The 14,746-nt window shown below is 46.6% G+C and carries 12 protein-coding genes; 3 read left to right on the plus strand and 9 right to left on the minus strand.

What is annotated here, in order from left to right:
• Nucleotides 1-13 precede the first annotated feature (13 nt).
• Nucleotides 14-772, minus strand: coding sequence for an acetolactate decarboxylase (gene budA / locus ACN08X_RS04155; RefSeq protein WP_419101866.1), 759 nt, complete (start codon nt 770-772; stop codon nt 14-16).
• A 166-nt stretch (nt 773-938) separates the two neighbouring features.
• Nucleotides 939-2,363: a type I glutamate--ammonia ligase gene (gene glnA, locus ACN08X_RS04160; protein WP_419101865.1), complete on the minus strand. Its 1,425-nt coding sequence runs from the start codon at nt 2,361-2,363 to the stop codon at nt 939-941.
• Between the two features lie 201 nt (nt 2,364-2,564).
• On the opposite strand from glnA, the gene ACN08X_RS04165 reads away from it, so the two are divergent.
• The gene (locus tag ACN08X_RS04165; protein WP_419108006.1) at nt 2,565-2,999 is read left to right on the plus strand and encodes an RDD family protein; all 435 of its coding nucleotides are present in this window, start codon (nt 2,565-2,567) and stop codon (nt 2,997-2,999) included.
• A gap of 75 nt (nt 3,000-3,074) precedes the next feature.
• Here ACN08X_RS04165 and ACN08X_RS04170 read toward each other — a convergent pair whose 3' ends face one another.
• The 3 genes from ACN08X_RS04170 to lipB all read right to left on the minus strand — a co-directional run bounded on the left by ACN08X_RS04170 (nt 3,075) and on the right by lipB (nt 5,745).
• A complete protein-coding gene (locus ACN08X_RS04170; RefSeq protein ID WP_419107979.1) occupies nt 3,075-3,800 on the minus strand; it encodes a DUF4191 domain-containing protein in 726 nt (241 codons plus the stop codon).
• Between the two features lie 161 nt (nt 3,801-3,961).
• Nucleotides 3,962-4,969: a lipoyl synthase gene (lipA, locus tag ACN08X_RS04175; RefSeq protein ID WP_419101863.1), complete on the minus strand. Its 1,008-nt coding sequence runs from the start codon at nt 4,967-4,969 to the stop codon at nt 3,962-3,964.
• A gap of 104 nt (nt 4,970-5,073) precedes the next feature.
• A complete protein-coding gene (gene lipB / locus ACN08X_RS04180; RefSeq protein WP_419107980.1) occupies nt 5,074-5,745 on the minus strand; it encodes a lipoyl(octanoyl) transferase LipB in 672 nt (223 codons plus the stop codon).
• Between the two features lie 211 nt (nt 5,746-5,956).
• Here lipB and ACN08X_RS04185 point away from each other — a divergent pair, with 211 nt between their 5' ends.
• Nucleotides 5,957-7,558 (plus strand): protein kinase, encoded by a 1,602-nt coding sequence (locus tag ACN08X_RS04185; protein WP_419107981.1) that lies wholly within the window; start codon nt 5,957-5,959, stop codon nt 7,556-7,558.
• A 95-nt stretch (nt 7,559-7,653) separates the two neighbouring features.
• Here ACN08X_RS04185 and ACN08X_RS04190 read toward each other — a convergent pair whose 3' ends face one another.
• From ACN08X_RS04190 to ACN08X_RS04205, 4 genes are all read right to left on the minus strand, one after another.
• The gene (locus tag ACN08X_RS04190) at nt 7,654-8,025 is read right to left on the minus strand and encodes a hypothetical protein (protein WP_419107982.1); all 372 of its coding nucleotides are present in this window, start codon (nt 8,023-8,025) and stop codon (nt 7,654-7,656) included.
• 173 nt (nt 8,026-8,198) lie between these two features.
• Nucleotides 8,199-9,881, minus strand: a complete 1,683-nt coding sequence (sucB, locus tag ACN08X_RS04195; RefSeq protein ID WP_419107983.1) for a 2-oxoglutarate dehydrogenase, E2 component, dihydrolipoamide succinyltransferase — start codon at nt 9,879-9,881, stop codon at nt 8,199-8,201.
• A gap of 97 nt (nt 9,882-9,978) precedes the next feature.
• On the minus strand, nt 9,979-11,358 hold the full coding sequence (lpdA, locus tag ACN08X_RS04200; protein ID WP_419107984.1) for a dihydrolipoyl dehydrogenase: 1,380 nt from the start codon (nt 11,356-11,358) through the stop codon (nt 9,979-9,981).
• A gap of 315 nt (nt 11,359-11,673) precedes the next feature.
• Entirely contained in the window at nt 11,674-13,191 is a 1,518-nt protein-coding gene (locus ACN08X_RS04205; protein WP_419107985.1) for a leucyl aminopeptidase, read from the minus strand.
• 323 nt (nt 13,192-13,514) lie between these two features.
• On the opposite strand from ACN08X_RS04205, the gene ACN08X_RS04210 reads away from it, so the two are divergent.
• Entirely contained in the window at nt 13,515-14,483 is a 969-nt protein-coding gene (locus ACN08X_RS04210) for a PAC2 family protein (protein ID WP_419106127.1), read from the plus strand.
• The last annotated feature ends 263 nt before the right edge of the window (nt 14,484-14,746 follow it).

Consider the following 14,746-nt stretch of genomic DNA (forward strand, 5'->3'; position numbering starts at 1 on the left):
TGACTCTCATATTTTATGAGCTGTGCTTTTCTGCCTTCGAGATTTGCTCTGCAAGGTCTTCTGGAGAGAGATTCGCTTGAGAAAATTCTGGGGTGAGTGGTAACTGTAGCTTGAGAGAGGTTCCCGGGCATATCTCAACGTGGGCTTCTTTGAGCTTAAAATCGACAACGTGCCCACCTGCCTGATAGGTGTTATCGATGAAGTGTGCGTGGCATCCTGGAACCCCAATGCCTTGTTCATAGATAGGCGTCCTAAAACCGACAATGGTTCCTTCACAATGATCAAATTGGACGATATCTTCGTTCTCTGTGGCGTCTACCATCTTAGGGTACGGTTTGGATTGTTTGATGACGGTTCTGGTGCGAACCCATTCAAAAGAGCCAACAATTTTGATGGCATACATGTAGTTTTGTGAGACCGTGAAATCATCGAGCACTTGAGCGGCTGAACGTCGAAGAATGTTCTGTGGAAGCTCGCGCTTAATAACGGGTTTGAAATGAGTAACGACCGCAAAAGGGGTCTTTTGATGCATATGCGCAGGGCTGATAGACCCATCATGCCGCATTTGGTAGCATTTTCCGTCCAGAATGATCATTTCGCCGTCAAGCCCGTTAAACGTTCCGACACCGAAGTCTCCGTGCGTGAGAAGTTCTTCGATGTTCATCTCTCCCTCATAGACTCCATCGAGTAATTGCGCCATGAGCCCTGTTTGAAAAACTTCGTGGGGACGTAACAACACTTGAGATGAGGTGAAATCTGAGATTTGTTCCATAGTTTGATTCAACTCTCTAGACAATAGGGGACAGCTGAGACGGAATATTCTTCTCTACTATTCTAAAGCACTTATATACGTGATGAGCGCTGTACTTAAGCTACGAGAAAGGTCCTCCTCGAGAAGAACGAGGAGGACCTTTCGTGATATTCACCCTACAAGGAAATTAGACACCGTAGTACATGGCGAATTCAAGCGGGTGAGGAACAAGAGAAAGAGGCTCAAGTTCTTGGGTGCGCTTGTAATCAATCCACGCGTTGATGAGGTCTTCGGTGAAGACGTCACCTTGAAGTAGGAACTCATGGTCTGCTTCAAGCGCTTCAAGCGCTTCAGCAAGGCTTGCAGGAGCCTTCTTAATATCTTTGGCTTCTTCTGCCGGTAGTTCGTAGAGGTCTTTATCTACTGGAGCAGGTGGCTCAATACGGTTGCGAATACCGTCTAGACCTGCCATGAGCTGAGCAGCAAAAGCAAAGTATGGGTTGCAGGAGGGGTCTGGAGCACGGAACTCGAGACGTTTCGCCTTAGGGTTAGTGCCGGTGATAGGGATACGAATACCAGCGGAACGGTTACCCTGCGAATACACCATGTTAACAGGTGCTTCATAGCCGGGAACTAGGCGCTTATAGGAGTTGACCGTGGGGTTGGTGAATGCAAGAACTGCTGAGGAATGCTCAATCAGACCGCCAATATACCAGCGTGCAGTATCAGAGAGGTTTGCATAACCGCGCTCGTCGTAGAAGAGAGGTTCCCCATTGTTCCATAGTGACTGGTGGCAGTGCATACCAGAACCGTTATCACCAAAAATGGGTTTAGGCATGAAGGTGACAGACTTGCCGTATGCATCTGCGGTGTTTTTGACGACATATTTGAATTTTAGAAGGTCGTCTGCTGCTTGGGTGAGGGTGGAGAACTTGTAGTTAATTTCTGCCTGACCTGGGCCTCCAACCTCGTGGTGAGAGCGTTCTACCTCGAGCCCGACCTCGTCGAGTGCTACACAAATGGAGTCTCGCAAATCTGCTTGTTTATCAACGGGAGAAACAGGGAAATATCCACCTTTGGTGGGGGTTTTATTACCAAGGTTTCCGCCTTCTTCAACACGTCCAGTGTTCCACTGCGCTTCGTCAGAATCAACAGCATAGAAGGAACCTTGGGGCTGGACGTCGTATCGTACGTCTTCAAAGACGAAAAATTCTGCTTCAGATGCGAAGAATGCTGTATCCGCAATACCTGTAGATTTGAGGTATTCTTCAGCGCGTTCGGCAACACCACGAGGGTCACGGTGGTAAGGCTCTCCGGTGCGTGGATTAACGATGGAGCAGGTGATGACCAGAGTCTTTTCGACACGGAAAGGATCTACATACGCAGAATTGACGTCGGGGATAAGTTGCATATCAGATTCTGCGATGCCTTGGAACCCTCGAATGGATGATCCGTCAAAAAGCTGCCCATTGACGAAGAAATCATCGTCGATAGATTTAGCAGGAAGGTTGAAGTGCTGTTGTACGCCGGGCATATCGCAGAAGCGGATGTCGACGAATACGACTTCTTCATCCTTAATGAAATCTAGAACTTCTTGTGCGCTGGTAAACATGGTCGGTTGTTCTCCTTAGATGAGTTTTGAGGCGACCGTAAAAATTTAGGTAATCCCCTGTGGTTGTTGTTAACCATATTCTGGTATTTTTGCTCAAACGTATCTTTTATGTTTCGTGTTCGTAACATGAATGAGAGATGTAAGTCACCTCTAGGGTGTTCCTCTGACCATATGAGAAAAGTTAGATACTCTTAAACCGTGATGAAACGCGAAGATTTAGGGTCCTGGCTCAACGGCCCACCTACAGACCAAAAATACCCAGGCGAATACATGGGAAGACCTCAACAAGGTCCTGGTTCTATCGCCCGTTTTGGGCGAAGAATTATTGCTTTTTGTATCGACTGGTATCTTTGGTGGGCAGTACTGTATTTTTTGAACGTTCCACACTTACAAATATTCTTACTTCTTGTTGTTTGGGCGTATCAAAGCATCACCATTGGCTTATACGGGCATACTTTAGGGCATTTCTTGTGTGGGATGCAGGTCCAAACTCTTGATGGGCGTCCTGTCGGAGTGAAGAACGCTATCTTACGTTCAACTTTGGTAATGCTTGTTCTCCCCGTTTTTATGATGGATGCAGATACACGGGGAGTACATGACAGAATTCGCAATATGATTCTTGTACGTATCCGTTGATATATGGCAAAGATAAAAATAAGGGTGGTTGGTGACGCGTATACATCACCAACCACCCTTATTTATAAATACTTTTTATCGTCCGCGCATAGCCTGACGGTCAGGTCGCATACGACTTGGATCAATGCCTTTAGGAATAGGTAGCATATTATTTTGCAACGATGACAATCGGTTATTGATAGCGTGAACTTCTTGCTGAGTGAGTTGCTTAGGAAGTTTCTTCATCTGAGGAACAATTTTCTTCAGAGGAGTCTGCCCTTCACCATTGCCAGAATGAATAACATGAACTGGAACATTAGGAATTACTCGTTTAAGACGTTTCTTTTCCTGATTAACCAGTGAAGATACACGGGCAGGCGTACCTTCGGTAACCAAAACAATACCGGGACGACCAAGTGCGCGGAAGACAACATCTTGAGTTCGAGGATTAATAGCTACCGGTTGCTGTTCTACAATCCATCCTCGACGTAGAGAATTCAACGCTGCACCAGATGCGCCGGTCTGACCTTCAATCTGACCGAAAGCAGCTTTTTCTGCTTTTCGGGAAAGAATCATAACAGCAACAAGAAGAGCAAAAGGAACGCCGATAATAGTCCACGTAATCCAGTTCTTGAGCAGGATACCGAGGAGGACAAAGGCAATAAGAACAGCTGCTGCCCAGAAGAAAAGAATCCAACCAATACGAGGCTCAGATGTGCGAGTCATAGCATAGACTTGCTTCATCTGAGCAAACATGCCAGGACCTTTATTCTTTTTCTTTTTGTCTTGTTGTGCGCGCTTTTCGTCGCGTGATGAAGTCACTGTGCGTCCTTCGCTTAAGGTGTTGTGCTGGGGCACCCAACCACGCAGGCTGAGAGCGTACAAATATTTATTCTATATGACGTATCGGCTGAGACGATGTTGGGAGGAGAAAATATCCGTTACAGAGCAAAAGTCGCAGCCAAAATACGTGTTTCTCGGGCCTAATATCCTGCAGCAACTAAAGCGGAAGCTTCTTGCATTGCTCCGCCGTCATCGTCAATATGAGCAAGTTCGGGTGGAATAGGGTAACCGTTATGCTTCATAGCGCGTGCCCAGAGGCGTCCTGCACGGTAGGAGGAGCGGACCATTGGGCCTGCCATAACTCCAGCAAAACCGATTTCTTCTGCCATAGCAGAATATTTAAGGAATTCTTGGGGTTTAACCCAACGATCAATGGGATGGAAGAGCGGACCCGGCCGCAGGTATTGCGTCAAAGTGATGGTGTCACAACCGTAATCGTAGAGGTCGCAAAGGGCCTCGTAAATTTCTTCTTCGGTTTCGCCCATTCCAAGAATTAGATTCGATTTGGTGATGAGACCAGCTTCTTTACCCTGTTGGATGACTTCAAGAGAGCGTTCGTAACGGAATGCTGGGCGAATCTTACGGAAAATTCGTGGAACAGTTTCGAGATTGTGCGCGAACACTTCTGGTTTAGCGTCAATAACTTGCTGTACGTCTTCTGGTGTGCCTTTGAAATCGGGGATAAGGATTTCGACGCCTGTTCCAGGCGATACTTTATGAATCTGGCGGATGGTTTCTGCATAGAGCCATGCACCACCATCGGGTAAGTCGTCTCGTGCAACACCAGTAACGGTGGTGTAACGTAGCCCCATTTTTTTAACGGATAGCGCAACTTTAATTGGTTCAGTACGGTCTAGAGCTACAGGTTTTCCGGTTGCAATTTGGCAGAAATCGCAGCGACGAGTGCATTCTGAACCGCCGATGAGGTACGTTGCTTCACGGTCTTCCCAACATTCGTAGATATTGGGGCAGCCGGCTTCCTCGCAGACTGTATGTAGCCCAGAGCCACGAGCGAGGTTAATCATGTCTTTGTAGGCAGGACCGACTTTGGCTTTAGTTTTAATCCAGTGAGGCTTTTTCTCGATGGGGACTTCAGCGTTACGTGCTTCCACACGCAATAGCTTGCGTCCTTCGGTAGCTACGCTCATCTTTAGTGCTCCTTTTTCTTCCAATGACCTGATGAAATTCTAATGCTATACGGGCCATTCATTAATAATTTATTGCGTGTGTGATGCAATGAAGTCTGTGATGTTTATTGTGCTCGCGGTTCAAAAGACTCGGCTAGTTGGTCGCTGTACCTTAAAAGCTCAGCTTCGAGAGAATCTAATAATTCTTCAGGGGTGAAGCGTCTGCCGAGTTGTTCGCTAATGCTGGTAACACCAGCATCGCTAATTCCACAGGGAATAAATTGGCTAAATGGTGTTAAATCATTGCAACAATTAATGGCAAAACCGTGCATCGTAGTATTTTTAGCAACACGTATACCAATAGCAGCAATTTTGCGGTCTGGAGTATTGCCTTCTCCGAGAATCCACACCCCAGAGCGTCCTTGGACTCTATGTCCTTGTATCCCTAGTTGTGCAAGAACATTAATCATGATGTCTTCACAGATACGAACATAACGTACAACATCAAGGGGCTCCGGCAAACGAACAATAGGGTAGCCGACTAGTTGCCCAGGCCCGTGCCATGTAAGTTTTCCGCCTCTATCAATTGGAACTACGGGTGTACTGGTATCTGAGGGGTATTCATGTGCTTCAGTGCGTTTGCCAGCTGTAATAACAGCTTGATGTTCTAACAACAACACCGTATTTTGCTGTTCATAAGCGGAGACTTTATCGTGAATGCGCTGTTGTAAAGAAAGCGCTTTGACATAGTCTACGTAATCGGGGGCAAAACCAACCCGCTTAATCTCTAAGCTCATATCTTCTACAGTATCCTTGTTTTTCTCTGTTCGGAAATTCCTCAAACGTGAGATTCGTCCGAGACGGAACAAAGGGCATCCTAAGTTTTTCAAGGAACATGACAGAAATATTTCTTAGCTAACCTATTTATCCACATCTATATGACTAGGTGAAATGCTGTTGTGTGGATATCTTCTCTCATAAGAGTTCTCCCTAAGATATACCAGAACTATGAGTAACCAGCCAACGAACTATCCTCATACCATTCCCCTCGACCAATATGCTACGTTTCGATATTCTCTAGGCTCAACGCAACAGCGAAGCCTATGGGCGGTGAGTTACCTTCCCGAAGAACAGAACAACCCCTTATCAATTCCCGAAGGAAACTACACGCTCGAAGAGATACGAGATATTCCGCCAGAAGAAATGCGACCGGCAGAGAGACTATGCTCTCTACCAACCCATGAAGACATCGCAACTGTTTTCGCTATATCCTCCACTGGCGATAAAGAATATATTTGGTATGAACAAACTGATGCTGGAACTTTAGAGAACCTCCTCCTTGTGCGGAATAAAATTACCCCAGAAGAAGTGACAGGCATGGTTGAACAGCTCTGTCGTGGTCTGCGCTGGCTACACGAACAGCAAATGGCATATCATGCGCTGAACCCTCGAAATATTGGTTTTACCGGCGAAGGAAAATTGAAACTATATGCTCCAGAAAGAGAACTCCGCGGAGCAAACAGAACCGTCATCGACGAATATATTCGTCAGGACGAATCAGCCTTTGCCTCTATTATTTGGCGCTGTTTAACTGGTGAAGAACCTGCCACTACACATGAACGGACCCCTTTACATTTTCTGTACCCAACAATGAATACAGAATTAATGCAGCATCTGGAAGCAGCCATCGATAAAACCGAACAGATGCCTCATATGCACGAAATTTACCGTCTATTAGCTCATGAGTTCGTTCCTCGCCCGGTAAACCTTTGTGCCAGTGCCCATCCACAAACACATGGAACTCTACCTGCAGAAGAGCCCTGGCGAACGTCTTCTCCTGAACAGAAGAGTGGCTATCAACGATTCTTTGAACGAGGCTCTATCGAACTATCTTCCTCGGTTGACCTTAACCATGATGCATCACCTTATGGAATCAAAAAAGCTGTCGCTGATGTGATAGCGAAAATCTCTCAGTCGTTTTCACGAGGCAAGATCTTATGGGGGATAGGAGGGATTATCTGCTGTACTGTAGCCATGATACTGACATATGGAGTCACAGAATCATCTCACTCACCCTTGGCAGAACTTCGCCACGAAAATATTCATGAAAGTTCTTCTGCAAAGAGCGGCATGACACCAGCACCATCACACGGTAGCTTTGCCCGTGCCGAAGACGAGGAACGTTCTGCTATCGAAGATGAACCTACGTTAGAAGGAGAAGACCTTGTTGAGCTATTAGGAACGTTATTGCATAAACGTCAGGAATCCTTCTCTCAACAGAACCCTCAGATACAAACTTATGCCATCGAGAACTCTCCACAATACCTAGCTGATATGGACTTACATAAACGCGACACTCAGAAAGAACTTGGACGTCAAGAAGTAAAAATAGCTCATATACAGAAGGTAGATAACAGCCCAAAACGTATAGATGTCCAAGCTGATGTTATCTCTCCGTCTCAAAGTGCAGAACTTTTAACAGAAGAAGAAAAACAACGTTACGGAATTAAAAATATGGGAGAAAACGTTCAGCAAACAGTACGTTTTACGCTTCTGCCTGACGAGACAACCTGGAAAATCTATGAGGCTGTTCCTGTGAATGAAGAATAAAGAACATACAATGCGTATCGAAAACGCGGTGCAAGTATCGAAAGTTTAATCGATACCCACACCGCGTTATGTAATCCTGTGTGTAGAAAAATCTTTTAGTGCCAGAGCGTTGCTAGAGCAATATTAATTAAAGCAAGTCCGCCAACAGCATGTGCTAAGGGGATATTGCGTGCTTTCTCAAGAGTACCTGCAGCTTGTGCCATTTTGTATTGACGTTGACCAACAAACGCCGCTACGCAGATAACGATTGCCAAGAGAATCTTGATACCAATTTTCATGTGGTTTAGCTCTGCATGTTGAGATATCTGAATGAAATACAGGGCAAAGCCTGTAGCTAGCTGCAAAAGTGATGCATAAAATTGTCCGGGAAGAACGATAGCTTGTTTGAAGTATGCTACCCAGATTCCGAAGACTAATGCTGCTCCGACGATATGTAAGAAAACTAAGAATGCAATAACCGTGCTCATGTCTCTAGTCTACGGAACAAACAAATATTTTGCAGACACATTGACACTAAAACTCTGTTCAGTGCTCAAAAACACGCACTCAAACAAGAGTGGGTGTAAGCCGCATTATATATGCGACTTACACCCACCCTGTTCTAGCTACAGACTTATACCTAGAAAACTATCACTAGTTTTTAGAGACCAACCTCAGCCTCAAATGCAGCGCCTTCAAGGCGAGTCTGCAAGAAGTGAAGGAAACGACCAGCGTCTGCACCGTCAATAACACGGTGATCGTAGGTCAAAGAGAGGTATGCCATGCTACGGATAGCGATAACATCGTTGCCTTCTGCATCCTGAATAACTGCAGGACGCTTAACCGTTGCACCAATACCCAAAATAGCCACGTTAGGCTGGTTGATAATAGGAGTGAAGAATACGCCACCGGTATTACCAATATTAGAAATGGTGAAAGTAGAACCGGATAGCTCTTCTGGGTTAATCTGACCGGTACGTGCGCGAGAAGCAACATCACCAATCTTCTTAGCCAAGCCAGCTACGTTCAAGTTTCCAGCATCCTGAATAACAGGAACGAGTAGACCCTTAGGAGTATCTGCTGCAATACCAATGTTCTCAGTATTGTGGTAGGTGATTTCCTTAAGATCTTCAGACATAGAAGCGTTGAATTGAGGGAACTGCTGAAGAGCCTCAGTAACTGCCTTAGTGAAGAATGGCAAGAAGGTGAGCTTAGCTCCCTCACGTGCAGCAAAACCATCTTTCGCTTTGTTGCGAAGAGCAACAAGGCGAGTCAAATCAACTTCAGCAACCTGAGTAAGCTGAGCAGAAGTTGCCAAAGACTCCACCATACGCTTTGCAATGGTCTGGCGAATACGAGGAGCCTTTTCAGTTGTACCGCGCTTTGAAGATACCTTAGGTGCAGCCGGAGCAGCCTTCTGCTCAGCAGCTGCTGCAACAGGTGCAGCCGCAGCTACAGCTGGGGCGGTAGCAACAGGTGCGGCAGGAGCAGCAGACTTCTTAGCCTCTACAGCTGCTTGAATATCCTGCTTGCGGATACGTCCACCAACGCCTGTTCCCTTAATCGTTGAAAGGTCAATGCCTTCTTGCTTTGCCAACTTGCGGACAAGAGGAGTGACGTATACTTCGCCCTGTGCAGCAGGAGCCTCTTCAGTAACAGGAGTTGCAGGAGCTACTGTCTCAGCAGCAGGTGTAGCTGCAACAGCTGGAGCCTGTTCTGCAGGTGCGGAAGGTGTAGCAGGTGCAGCAGCAGAAGCGCTACCGATAACAGCAAGAACCTGGCCAACTTCAGCTTCTTCATCTTCTTGAACACGAATCTCTAGGAGAGTACCTGCAGCAGGAGAAGGAACCTCAGTGTCAACCTTGTCGGTGGAAACTTCCAAGAGTGGTTCATCAACCTCAACGGTTTCGCCGACTTCTTTGAGCCAACGAGTGACCGTACCAGAAGAAACAGACTCACCCAGTGCCGGAAGAACAACTTCTTGTCCTTCTGCAGAACCGGCAGCTGGCGCCTGCTCAGCAGGTGCAGCAGGAGCCTCTTGCTGAGAAGCAGCTGGAGCTGATTCCTCCGCAGCAGCTGCAGGCGCAGCAGGAGCTGCAGCGCCAGAACCATCGCCAATCACGATGAGAGGAGCGCCAACCTCAACGTCAGCATCTTCTTCAACAAGAATCTGCTCTACAACACCAGCTACGGGTGAAGGAACCTCAGTATCAACCTTGTCGGTAGAAACTTCAAGAAGGGGATCATCAACGGCTACGGTATCGCCAACTTCAACGAGCCAGCGGGTAACGGTACCCTCGGTTACGGATTCGCCCAATGCGGGCAGTTCTACTGTGTGGGACATATCTTCCCGTTCTCCTTGTGAATTCGGAAATTATAAAAAGTGGAGGTGAAGGCGTAACAACCTCAGCTGATACGCCAACACAAAATACTGAGAAGTATTAGCCGTGTAGGGGAGCACCAGCAAGTGCCATAGCAGCTTCGCCAAGAGACTCGTTCTGAGTTGGGTGCGCATGGATGAACTGTGCTACATCCTCAGGGAAAGCTTCCCAAACAACCCACATCTGAGCCTCGCCAATCTGCTCGCCCATACGCTTACCAATAGCATGGACACCGACAATGGGGCCATCTTTCTGACGAACAACCTTAACAATACCGCCAGTGCCCAAAATTGCAGACTTACCGTTACCAGCCAAATTGTATTCAGTGGTTTCGATGTTTTCTGCACCGAATTTCTCTTCAGCCTTAGGCTGAGAATAACCCACAGAAGCAATCTCAGGTTCGCAGAAAGTAACTTTAGGAATATTGACGTCCTCAACAATTTGAGGGTTCAAACCAGCAATCTCTTCTGCAACAAAGCGGCCCTGCTGGTAGCCACGGTGTGCCAACTGAACACCAGGAACAATATCGCCAATAGCATAGATATTACCAACACCGGTATGTAGACGCTCGTTGGTAATTACGAAACCGCGATCCATCGTAAGACCCTGCTCTTCGTAACCGAAACCAGCAGTATTGGGGCCACGACCAACAGCAACAAGAACGATATCTGCTTCAAAAACTTTGCCGTCAGCTAATGTGACTTTAGCGCCGTTAGCGTCCTGTTCAACCTTCTCAAAAAGAGTTCCGGTATTGAACTTAATACCACGCTTTTTGAATTCACGTTCTAGAACTTTAATGATGGAAGGATCTTCGTTGGGGACGAGGTGAGGTAGACCCTCAACGATAGTAACCTCAACACCCATTGAGTTCCACATAGACGCAAACTCAGAACCAATGACACCGCCACCAAGAACGATAGCGCTCTTGGGCAGATAATCCATCTGAAGTGCTTCGGTAGAAGTAAGAACACGGTCACGAATCTCTAGACCAAAAGTTTTGGATACAGAACCAGAAGCCAAGATGATGTGCTTGCCCTTATAAGCAGTTCCATCAACAGTAATGGTATCGGTAGCGGTCAGCTTACCTTCACCAGAAATAACGGTGACTTTTTTCATCTTCAAAAGACCAGAAAGTCCCTTGAACTTTCCTGCAATGATGCCGTCTTTGTAATCGCGAACTTTACCCATATCAATGGATTCCACAGTGGCATTAACGCCATACTTGGACGCTTCACGAGATTCCTCAGCCAATTCTGCCGCGTGCAAATACGCTTTGGTCGGAATACAACCGGTGTGAAGACAGGTGCCACCGAGCTTTTCTTTCTCGATAAGACCGACGGTGAATCCTAGCTGAACTGCACGAAGAGCTGCTGAATAACCAGCGCTTCCGCCGCCGAGGATGAGAATATCAAATTCTTGAGCTGTTGCCGTATCGGGCACTTTTGCGCTCCCTTGCGTAGATTGGAATAAATCCATTTTGCTTAAGGTTTCGGTTCATTGACCTAAAACACTGCTCTCTAACAATGATTGTAGAAAGAGCGCAGATAGCCTATGAACTCTCCTCTCTACCGTACCGCAACTCAGATGTGTGGAGTGTACAAAGGTGAAAGTGTTACAGATGTTTTAGGAAGAACACATCACACTAGGGTAGAGGTCACGTTTAAAACCGCACCCAAAGAACTCCATGTATTAACAAAGTCGGGCTTTCTGCTTCTGCAGAAAGCCCGACCCTCGCCTTTGACTATAATCTCACCCTTAAGAAGCTAGAGACTCCACAAAAGTCAAAAGCGTTGCCACTGACATGCCAGTGCCTTCTTTCGGGGTAAACCCATAAGGTGATTCCTCGTTAAAAGATGGACCAGCAATATCTAGGTGCGCCCAAGGAATCTGATGTTCATCGGTAGAACCGACAAACTCTTTGAGGAATAATCCAGCGCTTAGCATTCCGCCATAACGTCCACCGATATTTTTCAAATCAGCAACGGGGGAGTCCAAGCTTGCCCGAAGATGCTCTGGCAAGGGCATGGGCCAGAACGTCTCGCCTGCCTCACGTGAAGCCTTAACAATATCTTCACGTACTTTTTCATCACCCATAACCGCAGCATAACGGGCACCTAACGCAACCAGCTGAGCTCCAGTTAGTGTTGCAACATCAATAAGAACATCAGGCGCTGATTCGGAAGCGTAGGCTAGACCGTCAGCCATCACAAGGCGACCCTCTGCGTCAGTGTTGAGAACTTCAACAGTTTGTCCATCGCGCATCGTTAAAACATCTTCAGGGCGGATGGCTGTACCACCTGGCATATTTTCTGCCAAGCACAAGATTGCTGTGACAGCAACCGGCAACTCAAGCTCGGCAGCAGCTGCAACAACGTTCAAAACTGTTGCTGCGCCAGCCATATCGCTTTTCATGGTCATCATCGCGTTGCCTGGTTTAATGGAGTTGCCGCCAGAATCAAAAGTAATACCCTTACCAACTAGCGCAACATGTTTTTGGGCGCCTTCGGGAGTGTATTTGACCTCCACCATACGTGGTGGACGAGCAGAACCTTGTCCGACACCGGCGATACCACCAAAACCGCCGTCTTTGAGCTCTTGCTCATCAAAGACTTTAACCGTTACATTTTTGAGATCGCCAACACGCTCTGAAGCTTTCTGTGCAAAAGTTTCAGGGTAAAGGGAAGACGGCGGAGTGTTGACCAAACGACGAGTTGAATCTACTGCCTGACCTAGAATCAAAGCACGAGTAAGGACGTCAGAAGCTGCATCAGATTCCACATCAGTCACAATGGTGATGTTCTCAACTGCAGTTTTAACAGATTCTGCAGTGCGAACCCGTAACTGCGGGTCGCTGAAAGCGCCTAATGCTGCGCCCTCAGCAATTGCAGCGACTTCAGCAACGTTTTGTGCTGGTAGAGCAAGCGCAACATCTGAGAACCCTGCAAGCTGACGGATAGCAGAACCCGTAGCGTATCGTAATGCGTCAGCATGTGCTTGGGCGTCGTCCTTACGTGCTCCTAAACCAATCAGGGCAAGGACATCAGCGTTGGTTTCATCAATACCGGGTAAACGGTGTAGCTGATCTGGTGCACCGGTTACTCCCAAGTCTTCAAGAATTGCCTCAAGGCCTTGTGCCGTTTCTTCGCTTAACGGTCCACGTTCAAGAACTGGACCTTCTGTAGAAGAATAAACTCCTAGGACAAGAACCTGAGCCTCAATAGCTTCAAGGTCGGGGGATGCCACTGAAAAAGTAAGATCGGATGAATCAGACATTATTCTCCTCATCAAGATAGATGGTAGTTTAGGGACTCTTAGACATCTATAAAATATACGATGCGCCTACCGTGTATAGAGACGTAATCAAAGGCGAGATATATAAGAGCTGTATTCCCATACTATCTTGCACTGTGACTAGAAAACAGCTGTTCGGAGTAATACACGATGGGCGAAAAACAAAGAGTTTAACTTTTTGCCGCGTTACGCTAACTTAAGACATGCCCAATACAGAACGTGGGCAACGTTCTTTAACGTACAGATATACTAGAGTATTTCAAGAGCTTAAGAGCACCACAGCACGAGAACATGAGGGAGGGAATATGCTCAGGCCAGAAGACCTATATGAAGAAAAATCTGGGATGCTTAGCCATCCGCGTATTCAAGGGCTTCCTTTGCTCGTATCTCTAGAACCTCCACAAGATATCGGGGGAACCGCCTACGGTGTGGCCGACGTATTACGTAAAGAACTAGAGCATATTAAGCTTGCTGAGTTCGATTTCGACCAACTATGCAGGTACAGGGAACGCAGCTTACATTCTCTATTTCGCAAGGGTCTTTTCAACGAGATGTCTTTACCCGAGGTCAACTTATACCTCATGGAAGATCATCTTAAACAGCCGTTTTTGCTTCTTGCCGGCGCTGAACCTGATTATCAATGGCAACGTTTCGTTCAAGCTGTACTAAAAATAATTCGTCAGGTTAAAAGTTCTTATGTCATGTTGGTGTCGGGATACGCCATGTCTTTTCCTCACACTCGACCCATCGTGGTAACGATTCGCGGCTCCTATGAAGAATTGGTTGCCCCCTTGCGCACCGTCAACCATGTTTTCGAGATGCACCAATCGCACACTGATTTCTTGGAATATATGCTTGCTCGCCAGAACATTAAAACAGTGAAATTTAACGTGCACGTGCCACGGTATTTAGGAGACAACCTTCTACCGCAAGCAGTATTACGTGCCATGGAACATATAACTTTGGTTTCGAAATTATCTTTACCTCTTGAAAAATTGGTAGTTGCCTCAGGGCAAGCTCAAAGAAGTATTAACGAGATGTTCAAAGATAATCACGAAATTGCGTTCCTCGTTAAAAAATTTGAAGAAGAGTACGACAAATATATGCAGCATTATCCTTTCAACATGCTGGAGTTAGATATTCAAGAAAATGATTCTTTACTTGATCGTGAAATAATAGGACAAGAGATTGAAAAATATCTTGAAAATTTAGGGGAACGTTCTTCTTCTGACTCGTCGAACGCCGATAAGCCGGATTCGCCGAGAACCTCATAAATGACACCTGCTCTCGTGCGCATAAAGTGAAAATATCGCTTATATGGCTGAGGCTTTGATACAAAAAATTTGTGGTGCTCTAACGATACAGAACTCTAAAATTTTTCCTTAACTCCCCTTCGGCATTGGGTATGATGCGAGGGCTAGTGACTGCGCTTAACGCATTCTTGTTACCTCTCCTGCCCGACCGTAAACCACCATCTGGATTATCGAAAAGACAGCGAAGGCTGTTTGTATTCTCAACGGATGGATAACGCCTCACC

It is taken from the genome of Rothia sp. P6271 (genome assembly GCF_048512995.1).
In the GTDB taxonomy this organism is placed as follows: Bacteria; Actinomycetota; Actinomycetes; order Actinomycetales; family Micrococcaceae; genus Rothia.